Here is a 22,849-nt window from a genome sequence, read left to right on the forward strand (position 1 = left end):
TCATATATTTTATTTTGTACAGAAACCCATCAAGAATTTGATGGGTTTCGCTTTTAAATCTAAATATTTTCAGATTACCAGGTAAGGTCTTTTTCTTGTTTAAAAATAAACTGATATATTTTCTTTGTAAGAACAACTACTTCTGGAACTTGTTTAAAATCCTCCCAAGTTATTTCTTTATTTAAAGTTTTCTCAAGAATTATTCTGCTCAACCTTGCTTTATCATTAAATGTCTGCCACTCTTCACCGGTACCTCTACCTTGTTTCTTACAAACTTCATTAAGCGGAATATCAGATTCTTTAATCTTTTTCAAAAACTTACCTACATATTCTGTGCGATTTAACTCGTTACTTTCTATAAAGAATGTGTCAATTTTATTTTGAGTTGATTCATCAATATTATTTTTGTTACAAAACTCAATTAATATTTTTTTCCAGACTTCTTTAGGTAAAAGATTTTCTGATTCTCTAATATTCCAAAGAATTAAACCGTCAAAATTTTTATCTCGAGAAAACTTTTCTTCGAAAGATTTTAATCTTAAATGTTTTTTTGTTCCTTCCTTCGCCATATCTGAATCTGCTAACAGAAAGATTTTATTTGATAATGCCAAAGCATTTATTTCCTCTACAAATCTTTCTTCTTCATTATCATTAAGTTCTTCACCTAAAATATAATGTTCAATATTTCCACCCGCATATTCAAAAAAAGTAAAATCTATATCCTCTTTAGGATAAACTCTACCTTCTCCAGCATCACAATACGCTTTCAGAAATGCTTTGATGTAATTACGGTCAGAAATTCCTTCAACCCAAATACTTGCGTTAGCTAAGAACACTGAAGTATTGTTAACTCCTAAATCTCGTAATAATTCTGCATTTCCAAAATTGATATTTTTAACAATAATCTTTTTATCTCCATTCTCAACTATTGGAGTAAAAGAATAAATAGAAACATCATCACTTTCTAAGGTCAAATCTAATAAGTGATTCGAATGAGTTGATATAAAATATGTAAGTTTCTTATTAGTAATATCTTTATTAAATGAAATCTGTTCAAAAAATAATCTTTGCATTCCTGGATGAAGATTCAATTCAGGTTCATCAATAAAAATTACTGAATTTTCTTCAGACATAAATATTTGATACATCAAAATGATTATAGCTTGTATTCCGTCTCCTAATTCGTATAGTTTTCTTGTATCATTCTCGCCATCAATATGAATACTAATAATTTCTTCGGAATTATCATTATTAATACTTTTGTCTTTGTTGAACTCAGCAACTATATCAATCTTTTTGCCGCTGAAAAAATTGTTTTGTACAAATATTTCGAAATCTTCAAATCTTTTTCTAATTTCTTTTCTGGCGTTTCTAGCGTTCAAGATTGATTTGTATAAGTGTAATCCAGTGAATGTTTTTACATTCTCAGTGGGATGATTTCTTTGAAGTGTATTATAAAAATATCATCTTCTATTTTTAAATATTTTTCTTCTTTATAATTATAAAGTGAATGTGCTGTTCTTAAGGTGGGAATATAAATTTTATCAGGATTTTCATATTCTAAATTATCTTCTATTAAATCGATAATTTGATTATTTATAGTATCTAAATAAATCATTTTACTATCATCTATAACAACATTATAATATGATCGTCTATTCCTTCCTATGTTCGATAATTGCTTAAAATTACTATGGTTTTGTTTAGCTATTTTAGCTATTTCGTTGAAGCTTTTATTATTAAATCTTTCTATTTCAAATGTTGGTAAATTCTCATCATAAAAATTAATGCCTTTGGCTTGATTGGCAAGAATATTTTGACCAAGGGTATTATTGAAGTTAATTGTTAAATTATTAATTTTACGAAAGTGAACATTCTTGTAATTTTTCAATTGCATTAAATGTCTCATCATCCAGCTTTTTCCGCTATTATTAGCTCCTACAAAAATGTTTATTGAATTTATATTAGGTAAAAAGCGTATAGCTATATCATCTTCAAAAAGTAATATCTATCAATGATTTTACTATCCGTATTCTCATTTAAAATTAAGTCATATTTCATTATTTAGTTTTTTAATTAAAAAAAATCCTCAGAGTAAATACAATTCTGAGGATTAGAAGATAATTTTATTTATTCTGATTTAAAAACCTCCGTTCTTTCAGAAATTCCAATTGCATTAAAGGCTTCAATCTGGAAATAATAAGAATCTACTCTGTCTGCCCCGGTGAAGAAATATTCATTTTTACCGTAGACCATAATGCTTCCATATAATTTGTCAGGAGACTTTCCCCAATAAATAACATAACCATCAGCTTCCGAATTTTGTTGCCACTTCATCCAAATACTTCTTCTTTCGCCATATTTTTTAGCATCAGCTCTTAACGGAACAAACCCCTGCACTTTTCCGGGTTTTGCTCCCGCTCCTTTTCCAAATACTCTGAAACCGCTTAATGCAAACTTTCCTGTCGGCATTTTGAGGTTTTCCATTTTTAAATATCTTGCTTCCGCAGGTTTTTCTAATTCTATATAATCGTGAGGTACGTCTTTGGTGTTTTTGCTTTTATCGACAATAACTTTCCATTTTTTACCGTCGTTTGAACCATAAATTTTATACTGATGCATTTTGCCCTCAGTTTTTCCCATAAATTCTACATCCTGATCTGCATAATTGACCTGAATTGCATTAATAGTAGAGATTTCACCTAAATCTGTCTGAAACCATTCTCCCGAATTTCCGGTTTTTGCACTCCAATACGTTTTGATATCTTCATCCACCGCATTGTTAGAATGATAACCACCCAAAGTTGACGAAACCTGAACGGGTTTGTTGTAATTTAGCAACATCCAATTCGTGAAAAGTCCTTTTGAAAAATCTTTTCCTTGTGCAAACTGCGGAAGTAAAGTGGGATAATCTCCGTAAGCCGTGTTGGTGTACATCACATCATCTTTATCAAACCCTGCAGGCCAGATTCCCAAACGTCTTTCAAAATTATTTTTAGTGGAAATAAAAATCGTTGAAACGTGCCACCAGTTTTTAAAATTATCTTCAAAAGTTGCTCCGTGCCCCGCTCCCCTTGCAAAACCTCCCGGCTTGTAAGAAAAAGGATTGTGCTGTTGATATTCATACCCTTCTAAAGGATTTTTCGAAACATACACTCCGTCAGAATAACCGCTGAATTCTGTTGCCGGAGCACCGTACTGCATATAATATTTGTCTTTGTACTTGGTTACCCAAGCTCCTTCCACAAAAGGCTGCAGGAAAACATTATCATTGTACTCACCGAATCTTTCCCAGCCGTGATCTTCAGGTTTCAGTCTTAAAATAGGTTTTACAAAACCTTCAGACTGTAAGTTTTTAACTTTAACTTCTGTACCTAAAAGTGGCCATTCGTTGCTTGACCCCCAATACAGATACAGTTTGTTTTTATCTTCATCATAATGAAAAGCAGGATCCCAAGCTCCAACCTTTAAAGTATCAACGGCAATTTTCCAATCGTCCACAGTTGGGTTGGTAGATTTCCAAATCGGGAAATCGGATTCCCAGGTTGAGCCGTAAACGTATAAGGTATCTTTCATTGCCCAGACTGCAGGAGCATTCAGATCGTGGGTATATTTATTGTCTCTGAGGAATTTTCTTTTGACAAATTTCCAGTCGAGCATATTGTCGCTGTGCCAATACCCTTCCTGATTGGTGGAAAATAGAAACAGTTTCTTTTGAAAATTTACAATTACCGGATCGGCTGTAGCGCGGTGCTTTCCTTGCTTAGAAAAAACTTCAAAAGGTGTGTAACCATAATCGATGTTGATCGGGTTACAATAGGTTTTTTGCTGAGCGTCAATGGAAAAGCTTAACAGAATCGCTAAACTCAGGTATATTTTTTTAATCATAATCATCCTTATATTTTTACAAATTTAATTATTTTTTAATGGCTGACTAAAAGCATAACAATAAAAACTTCTGACTCTATTTAAAAGTCAGAAGTTGTATTTTATTAAATTAAAATGAATTATTTTTTAGGCAAGAAGACTTCAGCCAACATACAACGAGCGCTTCCTCCTCCGTTCACTTCAATGGTATTCAAATCTGAATAAATAATTTCGCAATACTTTTCAATATTTGAAATTTGCTCAGCATTTAAAGACTGATAAGCAGTCTGACTCATTACGAGAAATTTTTCGCCATCTTTATTCTGAACCTGAAGCATATTTCCGGCAAACTGCTGCATTTGTTCTTCGGAAATTTCTATGATTTCTTTTCCTGAATTTTTAATGGTTTCAATGACTTTACTTCTTTCCAGTTCATTATCGATGCAATCAAGACAAATCACGACAAACTTATCTGCCACGCACATCATCACATTGGTATGATAAATTGGAAGTCTTTCTTCTCCCACCGTTTGAAAAGAATGGAAAACGACAGGCGTGAAATCATATTTAGCACAAAATTCTCTGAATAAATTCTCATCTAATCTCAAAGAAACCGAGCCGTAAGCTATTTTATTATCGTGATCGAAAATCATACTTCCAGTCCCTTCCAAAAAATGTCCCTGAATTTCAGGTAAAGACCAATCGTCGATTTCACTAACTTCAAAACCTTGGTTTTTGATGCTTTCAATGATATCTTCCCTTCGTTCAACCCTTCTGTTGGTAGCGAACATCGGATATAAAACCACTTTTCCATCATTGTGAAAACTTACCCAGTTGTTTGGAAAAATAGAATCTGGCGTGTGAGGATCGATGGTATCTTTTATCGTAATGACATTGATTCCTTTACTTTTTAGTTTTTCAACAAAAATTTTGAATTCTGCCAAAGCTTTTGACTGAATGTCTGCACCTTTCTGCTCTACCTGAAAGTAGTTGTTCTCAGCTGTTTCTGCATTATAACCGAATGCGATCGGCTCTATCATTAATACTGTATCTGTTGTTTGCATTTTTGCTTGATTTTTTATTAATAATCTTCTTTTGTTAAAAATATATGAATCGGGAAAGATAGAAATTCTGGAATTTGTGAGAGATTGATTTTGTATTTTTTACCTGTCATTGTTTCTACTTCCACTTCCAAACCTTCGAAATATTTTTTCAAGTACCACTCTTTTCTCCTAAGGCTCTTGGACGTTCTTCTCAATTCATCTTTTATATCTTTTGATGCTGAATAATCTGCTGGAACGTTTGAATTGTCAGTAAAATTTAAATGAGCATAAACTAATTCTTCATCCTCCTCAAAAGCTGCTGTATCAAAATTATCAACGAAATTCTTACTCAGTTTTAAGTTAAATAATATCGAAGAAGAATAGAGTTGCAGATAATACATTGATAACATTTTGTTTTTGACAGTATAAGAATTACCACAACCTTTGATTCTATGTACATTTTGTCTATAAACTAAAATTCCGTCTTTAATTTTGTATATAGATTTATTAGGAAATTTACGGCTGAGGCGCTTTCCCTTTCCATCATATTTTATTTCTTCCCAAAGAATCCATTCATTAAAACCGTTTTGATAATTCTTGTAAACAATTTCTTCTTTTATATTCTCATTTCCATCGTAAAAAACTTCTCTAAAAGGTGAGCCTGCATATTCCAATTTTTCACTTACTTTTTTTCCATTTTTTTTATGAATGGTAAGAATAGAATCTTTTTCAATCCTGATGATTTGATGATCAGGGTAATTATCAAAATGGTATTTCGTGACTTTATAATCTTTCTGTAAAATTGAATCTATCGTATGATAATCAGCAAATATTTCTTTCTTTACTTCAGTTTGATTGAAATATTTTTTATTCCAAATTTTTCCATTATCATAGGTTTCTTCATAACCTAAATCTGGATTTTTTGATTAAAAAAATATTTTGTTCTGAAAACATAGATTGAATCTTTTTTCTTACTATCAAAGTTGTAGACATCCCTTTCTTCGTACAAAGTATTGTTAAAAGATACTTTTGAAAATTTACTGAAGGTGACAACTCCATTATTATCAATTGCTTTTGAAAGCTGATTGACGTAATTATTTTTAAAATTTAAATTAAATTGTTGTTGCCACATGTCTTTGACCAACTTTACAGAAATCAGTCTATTTTCGTCATCAAAATCAAAGTATTGGATATTTAACGAATCTTTTACCAGAATCGATTTGTCTGAAATTACTTCAATAGATCGGAGAACTTTATTGTCTTTTTTTAGCTTTAAAGTCTTAATTTTATTTTCTCTTAAACCTTTAATATCTCCATATAAAACTTCTGCCCAGTTGATTTTTTGCTGAGAATAAGCTCTGCATATAGATAGCAGAAGGAAAAATACAACTAATTTTTTCAATAAACTTCAATTTGGTTTATTCCCTCACCAAAGGCATCGTAGAACATCTCAACAAACCACCCATTTTAGAAATTTCTCTGTACGGAATTTCTTCAACCGTCATTCCCCACTCATTTCTCAGGTGATTATTCATTCTTGTAAACGAACTGTCTGAAACAACGACTTCTGGAGAAATTGAGAAAATATTCGGGAACATTTCAAACATTTCTTCGTCATTGACATGGAAACAATTTTCTTCTCCGAAAATATCGATGATTAAGTTGTAATCACTTTCGTCAACAAAACCGTTTTTGTAAACAATACATTTATCAGTACCAATCGGGTTGAAAGTGCAATCTAAATGCAAAATTCCCTGATAGGGTTCTCTGTCATTTTTCTTTAGTTCAAAATCTAGAATTCTTTTCTTTGGAAAATATTCTTTAAGAATTTCAATAGCGTATTCGTTGGTACGGGCTGTTTTGTAATTTCTGTAATCTTGTGAAAAACAAGTTCCAATGAAAATAAAGTCATTCCACACGATGACATCACCACCTTCGATATGAGCAGTATCGGGAAGATTAATGATATCTCTCCATTTTACTTTTTCAAAAATTGATCGGTAAGCATCTTGTTCGTCGGCGCGATCGGCAATGACATTAGAAATTATCATTTTATCTTCAATAACAAACGAAACATCTCTTGCAAAAACCTGATTGTAATCTTTGATAATACTCGGACGCAAAACTTCTACATCATATTTCTTCAGTACTTTTTCAAAAGCTTCCATTTCATCAATGATATCTTTTTCTTTCGGATAAATATTGTGCTGGATAGAATGGTATGATTTTGCATCATAACTTTCTTCTAAAGTAGGATCTGCCCCCATTGAATTGGGCTGACCCAAAACCACTGATTTCAGTTTCCCAGTTTCGTTTTTGATATTTAATTTCATAAAAATTCTTCTGATGTATTGGCTTTAAATAAAGCGTTCTGTACATAGCATGAGCCACAAATATAATGAAACGGCGTTGAAGTCGAAAATTTAATATTGAATAAATGCATGGAATTTACGCCTACAATATTGGCTTGAAATGTTGTAGAAATATTCAAATTCTATCTGTTTAATTTCGCTTTTTCAGATAGAAATAAGGGATCGATCTTGAAATCAAATGATATTATCTTTAGACTGAAAATTACAGTTTACAATTTTGGGTTATTTAGAATGTCGATTCAAAAAGAATTTTTAGAAATAAGCAATTTTGAATGACCAAAACATCGTATTAGGTTCATCTTTTTGAATAATTTTTGATTTAGATATAAATTATAAAGTGGATACTATCAATTAGCTGATTGATTAATGATGTCTTTTCTGATACAAACATGATGTTCCTACGTAGCTTTTTATTCGATTGATAGCTCTTTTCTTTAAAAAAATTATAATTTCTATTGTGGATATTTACTGCTAAAAATTTAAAATCCAATACAGTGAAAAGCTTTAACATAAAGAACAAAAAATCCCAAAGCAAAAAACTTTGGGATTTTAAATTTATCTGAGAAAACAATATTATCTGTTGGTAATATCGATGTAATCTCTTTTTGAGCTCCTTGGTAAACCTGTCTTGGTCTTCCGATCGGGTCTCCTTTTAGTCTCATTTCTTTCCATTGAGCGATCCATCCCGGAAGTCTTCCTAATGCGAACATTACGGTAAACATTTCTGTAGGAATTCCTAACGCTCTGTAGATGATTCCTGAATAGAAATCTACGTTTGGATATAATTTTCTTTCGATGAAGTATTCGTCTTCAAGAGCTACTTTCTCTAACTGCATTGCAATATCAAGAGCTTTGTCTTCAATTCCCAATGCAAGTAACAAATCGTCAGCAGCTTTTTTGATGATTTTCGCTCTTGGATCGAAGTTTTTGTACACTCTGTGTCCAAAGCCCATCAAACGGAAGCTGTCATTTTTATCTTTAGCTTTCTCCACCCACTTGTTAACGTCTCCACCATCTTTTTCGATTAACTCAAGCATTTCGATAACTGCTTGGTTTGCACCACCGTGAAGCGGCCCCCAAAGTGCAGAAATACCCGCAGAAACCGAAGCAAAAAGACCTGTGTGAGCAGAACCTACCATTCTTACAGTAGATGTAGAACAGTTTTGCTCGTGGTCAGCGTGAAGAATCAATAATTTATCTAAAGCAGCAGTAACTACAGGATTGATTTCAAACTCTTCATTTGGTAATCTGAAAGCCATTTTGTAGAAGTTTTCTACATAGTTCAGGCTATTATCTCCATGGTTTAATGGTAAACCTAAAGTTTTTCTGTAAGTCCAAGCAGCAAGGTGAGCAAATTTAGCAATCAGCAATTCTGCAGCAAGATCCATCTCTTCTTTAGACTGTACGTTAACCGCTTTAGGATTAAAAGCAGTTAATGCAGAAGTAAGAGAAGATAAAACTCCCATTGGGTGAGCAGAACGAGGGAAAGCGTCGATGATTTTTTTCATCTCCTCTGCTACGAAGTTATATTTTTTGATATTCCCGTTGAAAGTTTCAAATTGTTCTTTTGTAGGCAATTCACCGTGTAACAAAAGGTACATTACCTCAGTAAAGTTTGATTTTTCAGCGATTTGCTCGATAGGGTAACCTCTGTAGAACAATTCTCCTTGGTCACCATCAAGATAGGTAATCTCGCTTAGTGTTGCACCTGTATTTTTGTATCCTAAATCTAGGGTAATAAGACCTGTCTGGTCTCTTAATTTTGAAATATCTATTCCTCTGTCTCCGATTGTACTATCCACGATTGGATATTCATACGAATTACCGTCGTAATTCAATATAACTTTGTTGTCTGACATTATTTAATTTATTTTTTTAAATATACTATTTATTATAAAATACGGCAAACAAAAAATTTCGTTCGCCGTTATTTATAAATTCAATTGATTATCTTTTGATTTTAAAAGCATCTAATCCTGGGAAATAAGCTGTATCACCCAAAGCTTCTTCAATTCTTAATAATTGGTTGTATTTCGCCATTCTGTCTGATCTTGAGGCAGAACCTGTTTTGATCTGACCGCAATTCATAGCAACTGCCAAATCTGCAATTGTAGAATCTTCCGTTTCACCAGACCTGTGAGACATTACTGAGGTAAATTTGTTGTGCTGAGCCATTTGAACTGCTGCCATTGTTTCAGAAAGAGAACCGATTTGGTTAACTTTAACCAAAATTGAGTTAGCAATTCCTTCGTCAACACCTCTTTTTAATCTTTCAACATTAGTTACGAATAAATCGTCACCTACCAATTGTACTCTATCACCGATTTTATCAGTTAACATTTTCCAACCTTCCCAGTCGTTTTCCTGCATACCGTCTTCAATAGAAATGATTGGATATTTGTTTGCCAATTCAGCTAAATAAGAAACCTGCTCGCTGCTTGTGAATTGAGCTGCATCAGGAGTCTGGAATTTTCTGTAATCATAAACTCCGTCTTTATAGAATTCTGAAGCTGCACAATCTAATGCGATCATCACATCATCACCAGGCTTGTAACCAGCTTTTTCAATAGCCTGAAGCAAAGTATCTAAAGCATCTTCTGTTCCTTTGAAAGTTGGTGCAAAACCTCCTTCGTCACCTACCGCAGTAGAAAGACCTCTTGAATGAAGAATCGCTTTCAAGTTGTGGAAAATCTCAGTTCCTTTTCTCAATGCATGAGAGAAAGAATCTGCTTTTACCGGCATTACCATAAATTCCTGAAAAGCAATCGGGGCATCTGAGTGAGATCCACCATTGATTACGTTCATCATCGGAACAGGAAGTGTATTAGCATTTACACCACCGATATATTTGTATAACGGCATTTTTAGTTCAGCAGCAGCAGCCTTTGCAGCAGCTAAAGAAACACCAAGAATTGCATTAGCACCGATATTCCCTTTGTTTTTCGTACCATCTAAGTCGATCATGATCTGATCTAAAAGATTCTGATCATAAACCGGAAGACCTACTAACTCGGGAGCAATTACTTCTCTTACATTTTCTACAGCTTTAGAAACACCTTTTCCCATCCATTCAGAACCGCCATCACGCAATTCTACTGCTTCATGTTCTCCGGTAGATGCTCCAGAAGGCACTGCAGCACGACCCATCGCACCACTTTCTGTAAATACATCAACTTCAACTGTAGGATTACCTCTTGAATCCAAAATCTGTCTCGCTTCTATGTAAGAAATGTAACTCATTTTTTGTTTATTTATAGTTTAGACAAATTTAATTAAAAAATAAGTTTTTTCGTTATTCGAAGTATGGTAATTGATGTTTTTTGAGTTAAATTTTAGTTAATATTGGGATTGTTATTAAGCATTAATTAAAATAATAAAAAAACCTTCTTTGAATTATTTCAAAAAAGGTTTTTTTATTATTTTGTTCATTTATTCTTTTTTCACTGCATCAAAATTGAAACTGACATTCAGAAAACCGAAGAGTTTCCCGTTGTCAACATTATACTTTAAAATTAGAGGCAGCCACAAATTCTTTAGAATCCTCACTCTCACATCTGCATTGGCAAAAAATTGATTGTATTTTTCGTCTTTTATCAATCCGGAAAAGATTCTTCTGAACTCAAAGTTTGGTTTAACTTCTAAAAAAGAGACTTCATTTTTCGCTATAACAGAAATATTTAAACCCAACTGAGAAGCAAATTCTTTTCTCTTATAAACAGCCATAGAAATACTATCAGTCACTTTATAATGATTTCTAAAATCTATTTCTAAATTTGTTTTTTCAGATTTGATACCTTGTAGGTAAACCATGTTGATATTATACTCGTCAAAAAATTTAGAATCTTTTCGAAAATTGCTTTTAAAACCAATTGTCAGCAAAGGTTGACGTTTGATGCTATCTACTTGCTTTTGAAATAAACTTGCAAAATCTGTAGATATCTGATCGTAATTTGCTGACACTAAATTTGCTATTTCTTTTGGCAGCTTATCTTTTGGAACATATCTTTTTTCTGCTAAAATTTTGTCGATTTTTTCTTTCAACTGTAAAATCTCTTCCTCACTTGGCTTAGCATCATTACGATATTTTTGAAAAGCAACCACGATGTCAGAACTCATGAAGTCAAAAAGCTTACCGGGTTCAGTCTTAGCTAAACTTGCAACAGTTGAGTCTCTTTTATTAACAATTGCCCAATCAAATCCATAATTAAAGCCTTTAAATTTATAGTCGTTATCTAAATCTAAACCTACTTCTATCTGAAAATTTCTGCTAAACTTTTCTTTCGTGTAATTGTAATCTATTAGCAAATCATTATCTGCTTTTGACTTTAGTGAAAATAAATTTGCTTTGAACTGTAGAGCTTTTTTATCACCCGTAATATCTTTTAATGAAGCTTGCATAAAATCTGTAAAAACATCCTTCCAGTTTCCAGATTTTGTCTCTTGTAAAAAATTGTAAAGATTTGCTGATGATAAGCTATCTTGATTTGTTTTTCCATTTTGAGCAGAAAATAATATCACATTTAGAAAAAACAAACTCAAGATAATTTTTTGTATAAAATTTTTCATGATTTGTAGTTTTTAATTTGTATTAAATGAATATGTAACAAAATATGACTTACCTGTTCTTGTTGTCGGGTTCGGGTCTGAAGTTTTATCATAGGTAAACCCTTCTCCTCCTAATTTTATGACTGTCTTTTTGTTTTCAGATAAAGGATTGGAACCAATAATGTACAAATCATACTCACCTTTTAAATCTGTAAAGTCATGTGAAAAAGAACCTTCTTCAGTTCCTTCCACTAAAGGCTTATCATCTCCTTTTTAAAAAGTTTAAATACAATGCCTAAGATTGACGTTCCATTTTTTACTTCGATGTTTAATTTTAATGTTTTCATGGTTATTAGTTTTAAAAGTTTTACATCTCAAATTTCCGATTTAAAAAACAGCCAATCAATTACACAAACGGGTGATTCTCATAACAAAAAAACAGCACCATAAAAATGATGCTGCTTTAATATTTTTCAAAAGAGATTATAAGCTAATCTTGAAGAAAATAGAAGTTCCGTTTTCTGTGGATGAAATTTCAAATTTCCCACAAGACTCTTTCATTCTGCGATCCATATTCCGGAGACCGTTTCCTGTTGCATTTTCTAATTTAAATCCTCTGCCATTGTCTGATATTTCCATAATCAAATATTTATTCTTCTGGATAAACGAAAGCTTCAGTTGATCTGCGCCACTATATTTATAAGCATTGTTTAAAGCTTCTTTGATACATAGAAACATACTACGTCTTAATTCTGTTGAGATAGGTGTTTCAGAAGTTATTTGATCTTTATCAAAAGTCAATACAATTGGTGTTTTTTTAAAAAACCCTCGGCATAAGTTTTAGCATATTCAACGAAACTTCCGACGGTATCATTACCTGAATTTAAACTCCAAAGCATTTCACGCATAGAGATATTCATTTCTTCAGAGGTTTTTAGAAGTTCATTAATGTCGCTTATTAAATCTTCATCTTCTGCCTTCTGCATTAAAAATTCTGCCTGAAGTTTTAATGCTGAAATCCCCGCTCCAAGATCATCATGCATATCGTGAGAAATACGTTGTCTTTCTTTTTCTATCGATTTTTGTTTCTCGAGTTCTTTTTGGAGAAGCTGGTTTTGGTATTCTGATTGCTGAAGTTGTTTTTCTTTGATGTGAAGAAGTTGTTTTCTGTTGTAAACTATCACTACAAAAATAATAAACACCACAAAGAACATCATCACAATCGTAATCATGATATAAGTAATTTTGATCTCAGATATATTATCCATTAATTCCCTTCTTGTACTTTAATAATGAAACAAAAAACATTGCATAAAAAACCATATTTATTATAAAGAAGAACAACTGTGAGGCAATTAAAAATTGCTCGTCAACTTTATTAAACAGATATCTTGGAATAATTCTAAGAATAAAAAAAACGCCCCAAAACAACAATCCGCTTGAAATCCAAAATTTCGGATCATCCAAAATACTTTTTTTATCTGGCTTCATTATCTTGCCATAAAACCAGATAAGACTGTAGAAGATGTATAAAAATGAGAATGCAATACCTATAACCTGATTAATTTCTACAAAACTTTTAAAAATATAAAAAGAAAAAATTACAAAAAAAACACAAAAAATCAGGGTCGTTATTGTTTTTAAGTGTTTGGTTTGGTTTCTATTTAGATATATCAAGAAAAACACCCCACAAAACAAGATGTAAATATTATAAAGAAAGCCAAAGTTTGCCGTACTCTTAAAAAACAACTGAAAACAGTACATAACGAAGTCCAGAAAAAAACTTACCATTAAATAAATGTATAAGTATTCTTGTTGAACTTTTCCCTTCAAAACTAAAGAAAGAGAAAAGGCTGTTACAAGAAACAGAACTGATAAATAGGCGAACTGAAATTCAGCATACATTAGGGTTGCATATTTCCAATGTTAAAATAAGCTTCCGAAAGTGATGTCTCTGCATTAATTACGTGTAAGGTTGGTATCTCCAGAATAATATTTTGTCTTAACTTTCCATCAACAGGATCATTTTTAGCAGCTGCTAAAAATTTTGTAACAACGGGAAAGCTGCTATAATGTTTTTTAATATTACCACTATTAAAAGTAATATATTGAGTGTAGCTAAATTTATTTTGGTCAAAATTTCCAGAATTATACAACCTCGCAAAAGCCTCTATACAAGTTTTAGCATCTTGAGGAAGAATTTCCTTCAAATATTCTCCTTCCAGCATATATATAGTGTCTTCGGCAGAAAAAGTTATATTTTGACTGTCGTTTACTGGATGGCCGTTAAACCTGAACAATAAACTTACTCCTGCAGCACTGTACACAAAATATATATGCAGATAATCTGAAGTGTATATATTCGCATTAAAAACATTCCCTATATCATGAATCAGAAAATACTCGGGAGAGTTTAGAAGTGCAAAATCCTGCATTTTTGCAACTTCTTGTTCTGCAACTTTTTTTTCAATCTCCTCATTTAAATCTATTTTTAATAACGAAAGAAGTTTTTCATATCTACTATTTTTTGACTTATCTCTATCCCAATTTCCGAAATCTATCTTTAAAATAAGTTCGATAAGATGTAATTTCTTCTCTGCTGGAGTCATTTTTTGCTTTAAGCTCATAATTTCTAGTTTTTAGTTTTAATTTTTAAAATGGTTAAATTTATTTATAGCTTCAACTTTATTATTTACGTGAAGCTTTCTGTAGATGTTTCCGACGTGTTTTTTTACGGTATCGATGCTAACAAATATTTTATCTGCAATTTCTTTGTATAAAAGACCTTGAGATAAAAGTTCTACGATTTCGGTTTCACGTTTTGTGAGTTCTTCATAATCTTTCTCTTCAATTGTTTTTCTTTCAAAATGATTTAAAACTCTTCTGGCAATTGAAAAACTCATCGGGGCACCGCCGTTGTACACATCTCTTATTGAAGAGAGAATCTTATCCATACTTTCTCCCTTGATAAGATATCCCATTGCACCGGCTTTTAGGGAATTAAAAATCATTTCATCATTCTCAAAGCTTGTACACATGATGAATTGAGATGTAGGCATATCTTTTTTTAACTTTCCTATAATATCAATTCCGAGCATATCCTGAAGTTGGATATCCATCATGACTACATCTGGAGAAAGAACAGATAAATTTTTGAGAGCGGCATTTCCGTCAAAAAACTGTGCGATCACCTTCATATCAGTCTGGTAATCGATCACTTTCTTCAACGCATTGTTGTAGTTTTTTTCGTCTTCTACTATGGCTATGGAAATGCTCATGTTTGTTATTTCTTTAAAACAAATTTCGACAGAAAACAAAGCAGAAACAATTACACGTTTGTGTAATAATAGAATTTTGAGTTCAGGGTTATTGGTTTGTTTTTTGTTTTTATTAAATTTAAAGAAAATTTCACAATTGGGGAATTAATTTAAATTAATAATAACAAAAATATATTGAATGAAAAGAAGTATTCTAATCGCGACATCTTTTTTGGCTGTATCTTTAGTTGGCTGCAAAAAAAATGAGAGCGGAAATAAAAGAATTGTAAAAACCGAAAATTCTGAACAAACGGTTCTTGCAGACGACGGAAAAGCAGATTCTACGATTGCTTACAATGTTGATGTAAATGGAAAGAAAAGCATCAAAACAGATTATGTTTATAAAGCAACCGACGGAACTTTGGTAAAAGTTGTTTATGACTATAATCCGGAAAAGAGAACTTTGAAAGTGACTAATAACAACAAGACTTTTGTACTAGAAAAGTCTGAAGCCAAAACCAATGAAACAACTTATGAAAAAGCTGATATGAAAGCTACGGTGAAAGGCGACAGTCTAATTATACATCAAGGTGATAACATTATTGAATTGGTAAAAACCAAAATATAAGGCACAAAAAAACCGCTCAGAAATCTGAACGGTTTTTTTTATATATCTGAATGAATATTATTTTCCAGCTTTTCCTTCATATTTTAGCAGCAACTGATGAATATCTTCCCGGCCAGCATTTTTGGCCCAATCTAAAGCAGTCCATCCCAAATTATCTTTGGAATTAACGTTTGCTCCCTTGTCAAGTAAAAACTGAACAATAGATAGAGGTGCTGATTCTACACTAACCATCAAGGCGGTCCATCCTTTCTTATTTTGCTGATTAACATTTACGCCCATATCAATCAACTTTTGCATAATCTTAATTTCTTCTTTATCGGAAGGGTGTATCTCTCTCCCATTTAAACCAGCAACGCCAACCGCTGTTCCCCAATCTGCAAGCTTTAATAGGTAAGTACTTTCATCTTTTGATTTAACATCTATTTTATGGTCTAAGAGAGTAAGAATAACAGGATAGTTTCTATCTGAGATAGCATATTCTAAAAGGCTTATTCCTTTTTTATTTTCTAAATTAATATTTGCACCTGCATGAAGCAGTATATTAAGAATTTCATTATTCTGGCTAGAAACGGATCGCGTTAGAGCTGCTTCACCTACTTCATCCTGTGCATTTATTAGCGCTCCCTTTTTAAGCAAAAACGAAACAACTTCGGGATGGTTTGATAAGGATGCATTCATCAATGCTGTTGCATACCCATTTCCACGTACATTAATATCTGCTCCTTTATTTATAGCCTCCTCCAGTTTTTTTAAATTACCCTGTGCTGCTGCATCCAGCATTTCTCTATTGAGTGGAGATATTTTAACCTGTGCAAAAGAAATCTCTTCAGTCTTGGATACTGCATCTTCTGCTATTTTAGAATTAGTCGTTTTTTTAGAATCAGGTATTGACTGGCATGCATATAAACTTAATATTAATGCATAAAGTAGTACATTTTTTTTCTTGCAATTTGTGTTCATTCTCATAAGTGTGTTTTACAGTCGTAAATGTATTAATATTTTTATAAATATGAACAATATTTCACTTAAGAAGTATTTAAGTAATAAACAAAAAAACCAAGCTATTAGCTTGGTTTTAATTTATAAGAAAAAAGAACTTTATTATTCTTCTGTTTTCTCTTCTGTAGAATCAGTTGCTTCTGCCTTAGGCTCTTCAACTTTTTCTTCTACTGCTGGAGTTGCTTCAACAGCTACTTTTGCAGTAGAAGTAGATCTTCTACTTCTTCTTGTCGTCTTCTTCTCCTCAGCATTAGGATTATAAAGCTCATTGAAATCAACTAACTCGATCAAAGCAGTATCTGCAGCATCACCAGGTCTGAAACCAGTCTTGATGATTCTCGTATAACCACCGTTTCTTTCAGCGATTTTCGGAGCTACAGTTCTGAATAATTCAGTAACCGCTTCTTTACTTTGAAGATATGAAAAAACAATTCTTCTGTTGTGTGTAGTATCTTCTTTTGCTTTTGTTAATAGAGGCTCAACGTATACTCTTAAAGCTTTCGCTTTAGCTACAGTAGTGTTGATTCTTTTATGCTCAATCAGAGAACAAGCCATATTAGAAAGTAACGCGCTTCTGTGAGAAGCTGTTCTTCCTAAGTGATTGAATTTTTTACCGTGTCTCATTATTATTTAATTATCAGCGTCTAATTTATATTTTGCAACGTCGAAACCGAAGTTAAGACCTTTTGAATGCACTAATTCTTCTAGTTCTGTCAAAGATTTTTTACCAAAATTTCTGAATTTCATCAAATCAGACTTACTGTAAGAAACTAGTTCTCCCAATGTTTCAACTTCAGCCGCTTTCAGACAGTTTAGGGCTCTTACAGAAAGATCCATATCTGCTAATTTAGACTTAAGAAGTTGTCTTGTGTGAAGAGTTTCTTCATCGTATTGGATAGATGCCTTTACAGCTTCAGTTTCTAGAGTGATTCTCTCATCAGAGAACAACATGAAGTGATAAATCAATATCTTAGAAGCTTCAGTTAAAGCATTCTGAGGGCTTATAGAACCGTCAGTTTCAATATCTAATACTAATTTTTCGTAGTCTGTTTTTTGCTCTACACGATAATTTTCAATGCTGTACTGCACTTTTTTGATCGGCGTAAAAATAGAGTCAATAGCAATAGTTCCTACAGGAGCATTGTTTGACTTGTTTTGGTCTGAAGGTACATACCCTCTTCCTTTTTCTACATTAAACGTGATTTCGAAAGTTACATCTGAGTTTAAGTTACAGATCATCAATTCTGGATTAAGAATCTCAAAACCGTTGATAGATTTACCTAAATCCCCAGCAGTAATTACAGTTTGACCGGAAACTTTAGCAACAACCTGTTCGTTAGTTTGGTTTTCTGCCGTAGCTTTTAATCTTACCTGCTTAAGGTTAAGAATAATTTCGGTAACGTCTTCAATTACTCCTGGAATCGTTGAAAATTCGTGCTCTACACCTTCTATTTTGATAGATGAAATAGCGTATCCTTCCAGAGAAGAAAGCAACACTCTTCTCAAAGCATTACCGATTGTAAGCCCGAAACCTGGTTCTAAAGGTCTGAATTCGAATTGACCTTTAAATTCATCAGAGTTAAGTAGAATTACTTTATCGGGTTTTATGAATTGTAAAATTGCCATATTATTGGGTTGAGCAAAAATTTGATTAAAAAATTATTTAGAGTAAAGTTCGACGATAAGCTGTTCCTTGATGTCTTCCGGGATTTGGATTCTCTCAGGAGCAGATACGAAAGTACCTTGCTTTTTCTCATCGTTGAATTGTAACCACTCATAGTTTGCTTTAGAAGCTAAAGCATCTGCAACAACCTCTAGAGACTTAGATTTTTCTCTTACAGCGATTACATCACCAGCTTTTACCAAATAAGAAGGAATGTTAAGGATCTCACCATTCACTGTGATGTGTCTGTGAGAAGTCAACTGTCTTGCACCAGCTCTGGTTTTAGCAAAACCTAATCTGTATACAACGTTATCCAATCTTGATTCGCAAAGCTGTAATAAAACTTCACCTGTTACACCTTTACTTCTGTGCGCTTTTTCGAATAAGTTAGCAAACTGTCTTTCTAAAATACCATAAGTATATTTAGCTTTTTGCTTTTCCATCAACTGGACAGCGTATTCAGATTTCTTTGCTCCTCTTCTTTTGTTAACACCATGTTGTCCTGGCGGTTGGTTTTTTCTTTTCTCGAAGTTCTTATCATCTCCGTAGATTGCAGCACCAAACTTTCTAGCAATCTTTGTTTTAGGTCCAATATATCTTGCCATAATGGGTAAATTCTAAAAATTAAACTCTTCTTCTTTTTGGTGGTCTACATCCATTGTGTGGCATAGGAGTAACGTCAATAATTTCGCTAACCTCGATACCTGAATTGTGAATTGTTCTGATAGCAGATTCTCTACCTGCACCAGGACCTTTCACATACACCTTTACTCTTCTTAAACCAGCCTCGTGAGCTACGTTTGAGCAATTTTCTGCTGCCATTTGAGCAGCAAAAGGAGTGTTCTTTTTAGAACCTCTGAACCCCATTTTACCGGCAGATGCCCAAGAGATAACTTCTCCGTTTTTATTTGTTAAAGAAATGATGATGTTATTGAAAGAAGCTTGAATATGCGCTTCACCAATAGCCTCAACTTTTACTTTTCTTTTTTTAACTACTTTACTTTGTTTTGCCATAATTCCTAACGATTATTTACTTGCTTTTTTCTTGTTAGCAACTGTTTTTCTCTTTCCTTTACGGGTTCTCGAGTTGTTTTTCGTTCTCTGGCCTCTTAAAGGTAGTCCTAGTCTGTGACGTATTCCTCGTTGGCATCCTATGTCCATTAATCGCTTAATGTTCAATTGCACTTCAGATCTAAGCTCACCTTCTACTTTAATGTTTTCAGTGATGTAATTTCTGATTGCAGCCAATTCATCGTCATTCCATTCGTTGACTTTCTTGTCTTCGCTGATACCGGCAGCTTTAAGGATTTCAGAAGAAGTACTTCTTCCTACCCCATAGATGTAAGTTAAACCGATAACACCTCTTTTGTTTTTTGGTAAATCAATACCTGAAATTCTCGCCATAATTTAGCCTTGTCTTTGTTTAAATTTTGGGTTCTTCTTGTTGATTACAAATAGAACGCCTTTTCTGCGAACGATCTTGCAATCAGCACTTCTTTTTTTAATTGATGCTCTAACTTTCATTTGATATATATAATCTTTTAAAAAGGACAAATGGAATCTTTCGATTTCATTTGAAATATAATTATTATTTTATACTAATACAGTCATCAAAATGACTTCAATATTGAGTATTTATTTTTTAACAATAGCCAAATGGAGATCAAAAGATTCCATTTGGCATTTTGTTTAATATCTAAATGTAATTCTCCCTTTTGATAAATCGTAAGGAGACATTTCAAGTTTTACCTTATCACCAGGTAAAAGTTTAATATAATGCATTCTCATTTTACCAGAAATATGAGCGATAAGCATATGCCCATTTTCTAGTTCTACACGGAACTGGGCGTTCGAAAGTGCTTCCGTAATAACGCCATCCTGTTCAATATGTTTCTGTTTTGCCATAAATTAATATCCAGTCGATCTTGATAGTTTAGACTGCATTAAGCCATCATAATGATGATTCAGCAGATATGTGTTAATCTGTTGAACAGTATCTAATACCACCCCAACCATAATTAGCAACGAAGTTCCCCCGAAAAATAGGGCGAACGCATCTGTCTGAACAAGACTCCCATGCACTATTGCTGGAAGGACTGCAAAGATAGATAAAAATATTGCACCTGGCAAGGTAATTTTTGATAAAATGTCATCTAAGTAATCAGCTGTCTCTTTACCAGGTCTTACCTTCGGTACCAAACCTCCGTTTCTCTTTAAATCATCAGCCATTTGGTTCACCGGAATTGTAATTGCGGTATAGAAAAATGAAAAGATAATAATTAATAGTGCAAACAATACATTGTACTGCCAGCTAAAAACATTCTTGAAACCTGCAAGAAAAGTATTAGACTCATCAAATTTTGTCAATAAACCAGGTACAAACATTAATGCCTGAGCAAAAATGATTGGCATAACCCCAGCTGCATTAACTTTCAATGGAATCCACTGTCTTGCTCCCTGCATAAGATTTTTATTAACACCTCCTCTTGCCTGAGCTCTGCTTACATACTGGATAGGGATTTTTCTGACAGCAACAGATAGTACTACTGCTAAAAGAACAACCAACATCCAGAATATTACTTCAACCAAAATCATGATCGATCCTAAACCTCCTTTTCCGTTCTGTACAGCGATTTCCTGTACAAATGCTTCTGGTAATCTAGATAAAATACCTACCATAATAAGGATAGAAATACCATTTCCAATACCTTTATCGGTAATTTTTTCACCTAACCACATCGCAAATACAGAACCACCTACCAAGATAACAATACTTGGCAACCAGAACATAATAGAGTTTGGATCTACAAAATATGCAGACTGGAACTGAGCATACGGTAAGAATAATTGAGTAATAGAAGTTAAATAAGAAGGCGCCTGTACAAGACAAACCCCAATTGTTAACCATCTAGTAATTTGATTCAATGTATTTCTACCAGACTCTCCGTCTTTTTGAAGCTTCTGAAGATAAGGGATAGCCATCCCCATCAACTGAACAATAATAGAAGCAGAAATATAAGGCATGATACCTAACGCCATCACGGAAGCGTGGCTGAAAGCCCCACCCGTAAACGACGAAAGCAAGCCAAGGAGACCTGCTCCTTGCTTGTTACCGCCTTGATTTTTATAATGCTCTAAGAGATCTCCTACTTCTGCAAGGTTAATCGCAGGTAGAGAGATGAAAGATGCGAATCTATACACAAGGATAATACCTAAAGTAAAGAGAATTTTGTCTCTCAGTTCTTTAAGGCTCCAAATATTCTTAAGGGTTTGTATAAATTCTTTCATTAGTAATATTATAAGGTAATTGCTTTTCCACCTGCTTTAGAAATCAATTCTTCAGCAGATTTAGTGAATTTGTCAGCAGAAATTGAAACCGCAGATTTCAATTCACCTCTACCCATAATTTTCACTATTTCGTTTTTGGTAGCTAAACCGTTTTGTACCAAAACTTCTTTAGTAATATCTCCTGTTATAGATTTAGTATCAATTAAGTTTTGAATATCATCCAGGTTAATACCTCTGTATTCTTTTCTGTTTACGTTTCTGAAACCGAATTTAGGAAGTCTTCTTTGCAAAGGCATCTGTCCACCTTCAAAACCGATTTTTTGAGAATAACCAGCTCTAGCTTGCTGACCATTGTGACCTTTCCCAGCTGTACCGCCTTTTCCACTACCTTGTCCTCTACCAATTCTCTTTGAACTAAAAGTAGAACCTGCTGCAGGTCTTATGTTGTTTAAATTCATTTTAAAATTATTTTAAAAATTATTTTTGAACTTCAAGTAAGTGACTAACTGCAGCTATCATTCCTAAAATTGAAGGAGTAGCTTCGTGCTCTATAACTTGGTGAAGTTTCTTAAATCCTAATGCTTCAAGCGTTCTCTTTTGGGTTTTTGTTCTACCAATAGCGCTTCTTACTTGTTTTACTTTAATTGTTGCCATTGTATATTTATTAACCGTTAAACACTTTACTTAGAGAAACTCCTCTCATTCTTGCAATTTCTTCTGGTCTTCTGATGTCTAACAATGCTTTGAAAGTTGCCTTTACCACATTGTGAGGGTTTGAAGATCCTTTAGATTTTGAAAGGATATCGTGAATACCTGCAGACTCCAATACCGCTCTTACCGCACCACCGGCAATAAGACCTGTACCATGAGAAGCTGGTCTCAAGAAGATATCAGCACCACCATATCTAGCAGAACTTTGGTGAGGAATTGTATGGTTCATTACAGGAACTTTTACTAAGTTTTTCTTAGCATCTTCTACTGCTTTAGCAATAGCAGAAGCAACTTCCTTAGATTTTCCTAAACCAAAACCGATAGTTCCAGCTTCGTCTCCTACAACAACAATTGCAGAAAATCCGAAAGCTCTACCCCCTTTAGTTACTTTTGTTACCCTGTTTACGGATACGAGACGATCTTTTAATTCTAATCCTCCCGGTTTTACTCTTTCTATATTATCTAGTCCTAACATA

The 22,849-nt window shown here is 33.2% G+C and carries 27 protein-coding genes and 1 pseudogene; 1 reads left to right on the forward strand and 27 read right to left on the reverse strand.

Annotated elements, in window-relative coordinates; all coding sequences use genetic code 11:
* Positions 1-74: 74 nt before the first annotated feature.
* The 15 genes and pseudogenes from EAG08_RS08630 to EAG08_RS08695 form a co-directional block, all read right to left on the reverse strand.
* Positions 75-1,382: an ATP-dependent nuclease gene (locus EAG08_RS08630; RefSeq protein WP_164998548.1), complete on the reverse strand. Its 1,308-nt coding sequence runs from the start codon at positions 1,380-1,382 to the stop codon at positions 75-77.
* A gap of 35 nt (positions 1,383-1,417) precedes the next feature.
* Positions 1,418-1,912: a hypothetical protein gene (locus EAG08_RS08635; RefSeq protein ID WP_129535085.1), complete on the reverse strand. Its 495-nt coding sequence runs from the start codon at positions 1,910-1,912 to the stop codon at positions 1,418-1,420.
* A 218-nt stretch (positions 1,913-2,130) separates the two neighbouring features.
* Positions 2,131-3,888: a discoidin domain-containing protein gene (locus EAG08_RS08640; protein WP_410493330.1), complete on the reverse strand. Its 1,758-nt coding sequence runs from the start codon at positions 3,886-3,888 to the stop codon at positions 2,131-2,133.
* Between the two features lie 119 nt (positions 3,889-4,007).
* The gene (gene ctlX, locus EAG08_RS08645; protein WP_129535086.1) at positions 4,008-4,931 is read right to left on the reverse strand and encodes a citrulline utilization hydrolase CtlX; all 924 of its coding nucleotides are present in this window, start codon (positions 4,929-4,931) and stop codon (positions 4,008-4,010) included.
* Between the two features lie 17 nt (positions 4,932-4,948).
* Entirely contained in the window at positions 4,949-5,584 is a 636-nt protein-coding gene (locus EAG08_RS08650) for a hypothetical protein (protein ID WP_129535087.1), read from the reverse strand.
* Between the two features lie 233 nt (positions 5,585-5,817).
* On the reverse strand, positions 5,818-6,312 hold the full coding sequence (locus EAG08_RS08655) for a hypothetical protein (RefSeq protein ID WP_129535088.1): 495 nt from the start codon (positions 6,310-6,312) through the stop codon (positions 5,818-5,820).
* Positions 6,313-6,328: 16 nt separating this feature from the next.
* The gene (locus tag EAG08_RS08660) at positions 6,329-7,243 is read right to left on the reverse strand and encodes a dimethylarginine dimethylaminohydrolase family protein (RefSeq protein WP_129535089.1); all 915 of its coding nucleotides are present in this window, start codon (positions 7,241-7,243) and stop codon (positions 6,329-6,331) included.
* 612 nt (positions 7,244-7,855) lie between these two features.
* Positions 7,856-9,141: pseudogene (locus EAG08_RS08665) on the reverse strand (citrate synthase).
* An 88-nt stretch (positions 9,142-9,229) separates the two neighbouring features.
* On the reverse strand, positions 9,230-10,522 hold the full coding sequence (eno, locus tag EAG08_RS08670) for a phosphopyruvate hydratase (protein ID WP_129535091.1): 1,293 nt from the start codon (positions 10,520-10,522) through the stop codon (positions 9,230-9,232).
* Positions 10,523-10,711: 189 nt separating this feature from the next.
* A complete protein-coding gene (locus EAG08_RS08675) occupies positions 10,712-11,848 on the reverse strand; it encodes a hypothetical protein (RefSeq protein ID WP_129535092.1) in 1,137 nt (378 codons plus the stop codon).
* Between the two features lie 12 nt (positions 11,849-11,860).
* On the reverse strand, positions 11,861-12,079 hold the full coding sequence (locus tag EAG08_RS08680; protein ID WP_129535093.1) for a hypothetical protein: 219 nt from the start codon (positions 12,077-12,079) through the stop codon (positions 11,861-11,863).
* A gap of 231 nt (positions 12,080-12,310) precedes the next feature.
* On the reverse strand, positions 12,311-12,628 hold the full coding sequence (locus EAG08_RS22000) for a sensor histidine kinase (protein WP_228446835.1): 318 nt from the start codon (positions 12,626-12,628) through the stop codon (positions 12,311-12,313).
* The gene (locus EAG08_RS22005) at positions 12,625-13,095 is read right to left on the reverse strand and encodes a sensor histidine kinase (RefSeq protein WP_228446836.1); all 471 of its coding nucleotides are present in this window, start codon (positions 13,093-13,095) and stop codon (positions 12,625-12,627) included. The genes EAG08_RS22000 and EAG08_RS22005 overlap by 4 nt, the downstream gene beginning before the upstream one ends.
* A 636-nt stretch (positions 13,096-13,731) precedes the next feature.
* Positions 13,732-14,454 carry a hypothetical protein gene (locus tag EAG08_RS08690; protein ID WP_164998549.1) on the reverse strand — a complete coding sequence of 241 codons (723 nt, stop codon included), beginning with the start codon at positions 14,452-14,454 and terminating at the stop codon, positions 13,732-13,734.
* 18 nt (positions 14,455-14,472) lie between these two features.
* Positions 14,473-15,105, reverse strand: coding sequence for a response regulator transcription factor (locus EAG08_RS08695; protein WP_129535095.1), 633 nt, complete (start codon positions 15,103-15,105; stop codon positions 14,473-14,475).
* A gap of 178 nt (positions 15,106-15,283) precedes the next feature.
* Between EAG08_RS08695 and EAG08_RS08700 the strand changes: the two genes are divergently transcribed.
* Entirely contained in the window at positions 15,284-15,712 is a 429-nt protein-coding gene (locus tag EAG08_RS08700; RefSeq protein ID WP_129535096.1) for a hypothetical protein, read from the forward strand.
* A 57-nt stretch (positions 15,713-15,769) separates the two neighbouring features.
* On the opposite strand, the gene EAG08_RS08705 is transcribed toward EAG08_RS08700, so the two are convergent.
* The 12 genes from EAG08_RS08705 to rpsE form a co-directional block, all read right to left on the reverse strand.
* Positions 15,770-16,672 (reverse strand): ankyrin repeat domain-containing protein, encoded by a 903-nt coding sequence (locus tag EAG08_RS08705; RefSeq protein ID WP_164998550.1) that lies wholly within the window; start codon positions 16,670-16,672, stop codon positions 15,770-15,772.
* A 141-nt stretch (positions 16,673-16,813) separates the two neighbouring features.
* Positions 16,814-17,335, reverse strand: a complete 522-nt coding sequence (gene rplQ, locus EAG08_RS08710) for a 50S ribosomal protein L17 (RefSeq protein ID WP_129535098.1) — start codon at positions 17,333-17,335, stop codon at positions 16,814-16,816.
* Between the two features lie 6 nt (positions 17,336-17,341).
* The gene (locus EAG08_RS08715; RefSeq protein WP_047442244.1) at positions 17,342-18,337 is read right to left on the reverse strand and encodes a DNA-directed RNA polymerase subunit alpha; all 996 of its coding nucleotides are present in this window, start codon (positions 18,335-18,337) and stop codon (positions 17,342-17,344) included.
* Positions 18,338-18,370: 33 nt separating this feature from the next.
* Positions 18,371-18,979, reverse strand: coding sequence for a 30S ribosomal protein S4 (gene rpsD, locus EAG08_RS08720; RefSeq protein WP_129535099.1), 609 nt, complete (start codon positions 18,977-18,979; stop codon positions 18,371-18,373).
* A gap of 19 nt (positions 18,980-18,998) precedes the next feature.
* Positions 18,999-19,388, reverse strand: coding sequence for a 30S ribosomal protein S11 (rpsK, locus tag EAG08_RS08725; protein ID WP_129535100.1), 390 nt, complete (start codon positions 19,386-19,388; stop codon positions 18,999-19,001).
* Between the two features lie 12 nt (positions 19,389-19,400).
* A complete protein-coding gene (gene rpsM, locus EAG08_RS08730; protein WP_047442246.1) occupies positions 19,401-19,778 on the reverse strand; it encodes a 30S ribosomal protein S13 in 378 nt (125 codons plus the stop codon).
* A gap of 3 nt (positions 19,779-19,781) precedes the next feature.
* Positions 19,782-19,898, reverse strand: coding sequence for a 50S ribosomal protein L36 (gene rpmJ, locus EAG08_RS08735; protein WP_007839480.1), 117 nt, complete (start codon positions 19,896-19,898; stop codon positions 19,782-19,784).
* Between the two features lie 165 nt (positions 19,899-20,063).
* On the reverse strand, positions 20,064-20,279 hold the full coding sequence (infA, locus tag EAG08_RS08740; protein WP_027387199.1) for a translation initiation factor IF-1: 216 nt from the start codon (positions 20,277-20,279) through the stop codon (positions 20,064-20,066).
* 3 nt (positions 20,280-20,282) lie between these two features.
* Positions 20,283-21,662, reverse strand: coding sequence for a preprotein translocase subunit SecY (secY, locus tag EAG08_RS08745; RefSeq protein WP_129535101.1), 1,380 nt, complete (start codon positions 21,660-21,662; stop codon positions 20,283-20,285).
* Positions 21,663-21,670: 8 nt separating this feature from the next.
* Positions 21,671-22,120, reverse strand: coding sequence for a 50S ribosomal protein L15 (gene rplO, locus EAG08_RS08750; protein WP_129535102.1), 450 nt, complete (start codon positions 22,118-22,120; stop codon positions 21,671-21,673).
* A gap of 19 nt (positions 22,121-22,139) precedes the next feature.
* Positions 22,140-22,316, reverse strand: coding sequence for a 50S ribosomal protein L30 (gene rpmD, locus EAG08_RS08755; RefSeq protein WP_047442249.1), 177 nt, complete (start codon positions 22,314-22,316; stop codon positions 22,140-22,142).
* 10 nt (positions 22,317-22,326) lie between these two features.
* On the reverse strand, positions 22,327-22,848 hold the full coding sequence (rpsE, locus tag EAG08_RS08760) for a 30S ribosomal protein S5 (protein WP_129535103.1): 522 nt from the start codon (positions 22,846-22,848) through the stop codon (positions 22,327-22,329).
* Position 22,849: the final 1 nt, after the last annotated feature.

The organism is Chryseobacterium sp. 3008163, from assembly GCF_003669035.1.
Classification (GTDB): domain Bacteria; phylum Bacteroidota; class Bacteroidia; order Flavobacteriales; family Weeksellaceae; genus Chryseobacterium.

Coding starts and splice junctions, on each gene's coding strand:
- EAG08_RS08705 (WP_164998550.1), bottom strand. CDS start 16,672: ATGAACACAAATTGCAAGAAAAAAAATGTACTACTTTATGCATTAATA.
- EAG08_RS08675 (WP_129535092.1), bottom strand. CDS start 11,848: ATGAAAAATTTTATACAAAAAATTATCTTGAGTTTGTTTTTTCTAAAT.
- rpmD (WP_047442249.1), bottom strand. CDS start 22,316: ATGGCAACAATTAAAGTAAAACAAGTAAGAAGCGCTATTGGTAGAACA.
- rpsE (WP_129535103.1), bottom strand. CDS start 22,848: ATGTTAGGACTAGATAATATAGAAAGAGTAAAACCGGGAGGATTAGAA.
- rplQ (WP_129535098.1), bottom strand. CDS start 17,335: ATGAGACACGGTAAAAAATTCAATCACTTAGGAAGAACAGCTTCTCAC.
- EAG08_RS08700 (WP_129535096.1), top strand. CDS start 15,284: ATGAAAAGAAGTATTCTAATCGCGACATCTTTTTTGGCTGTATCTTTA.
- rpmJ (WP_007839480.1), bottom strand. CDS start 19,898: ATGAAAGTTAGAGCATCAATTAAAAAAAGAAGTGCTGATTGCAAGATC.
- rpsK (WP_129535100.1), bottom strand. CDS start 19,388: ATGGCAAAACAAAGTAAAGTAGTTAAAAAAAGAAAAGTAAAAGTTGAG.
- EAG08_RS08715 (WP_047442244.1), bottom strand. CDS start 18,337: ATGGCAATTTTACAATTCATAAAACCCGATAAAGTAATTCTACTTAAC.
- EAG08_RS08635 (WP_129535085.1), bottom strand. CDS start 1,912: ATGATGAGACATTTAATGCAATTGAAAAATTACAAGAATGTTCACTTT.
- infA (WP_027387199.1), bottom strand. CDS start 20,279: ATGGCAAAACAGAAACATATTGAACAGGATGGCGTTATTACGGAAGCA.
- secY (WP_129535101.1), bottom strand. CDS start 21,662: ATGAAAGAATTTATACAAACCCTTAAGAATATTTGGAGCCTTAAAGAA.
- EAG08_RS08690 (WP_164998549.1), bottom strand. CDS start 14,454: ATGAGCTTAAAGCAAAAAATGACTCCAGCAGAGAAGAAATTACATCTT.
- EAG08_RS22005 (WP_228446836.1), bottom strand. CDS start 13,095: ATGGATAATATATCTGAGATCAAAATTACTTATATCATGATTACGATT.
- EAG08_RS08660 (WP_129535089.1), bottom strand. CDS start 7,243: ATGAAATTAAATATCAAAAACGAAACTGGGAAACTGAAATCAGTGGTT.
- EAG08_RS08640 (WP_410493330.1), bottom strand. CDS start 3,888: ATGATTAAAAAAATATACCTGAGTTTAGCGATTCTGTTAAGCTTTTCC.
- EAG08_RS08695 (WP_129535095.1), bottom strand. CDS start 15,105: ATGAGCATTTCCATAGCCATAGTAGAAGACGAAAAAAACTACAACAAT.
- ctlX (WP_129535086.1), bottom strand. CDS start 4,931: ATGCAAACAACAGATACAGTATTAATGATAGAGCCGATCGCATTCGGT.
- rpsD (WP_129535099.1), bottom strand. CDS start 18,979: ATGGCAAGATATATTGGACCTAAAACAAAGATTGCTAGAAAGTTTGGT.
- rpsM (WP_047442246.1), bottom strand. CDS start 19,778: ATGGCGAGAATTTCAGGTATTGATTTACCAAAAAACAAAAGAGGTGTT.
- eno (WP_129535091.1), bottom strand. CDS start 10,522: ATGAGTTACATTTCTTACATAGAAGCGAGACAGATTTTGGATTCAAGA.
- rplO (WP_129535102.1), bottom strand. CDS start 22,120: ATGAATTTAAACAACATAAGACCTGCAGCAGGTTCTACTTTTAGTTCA.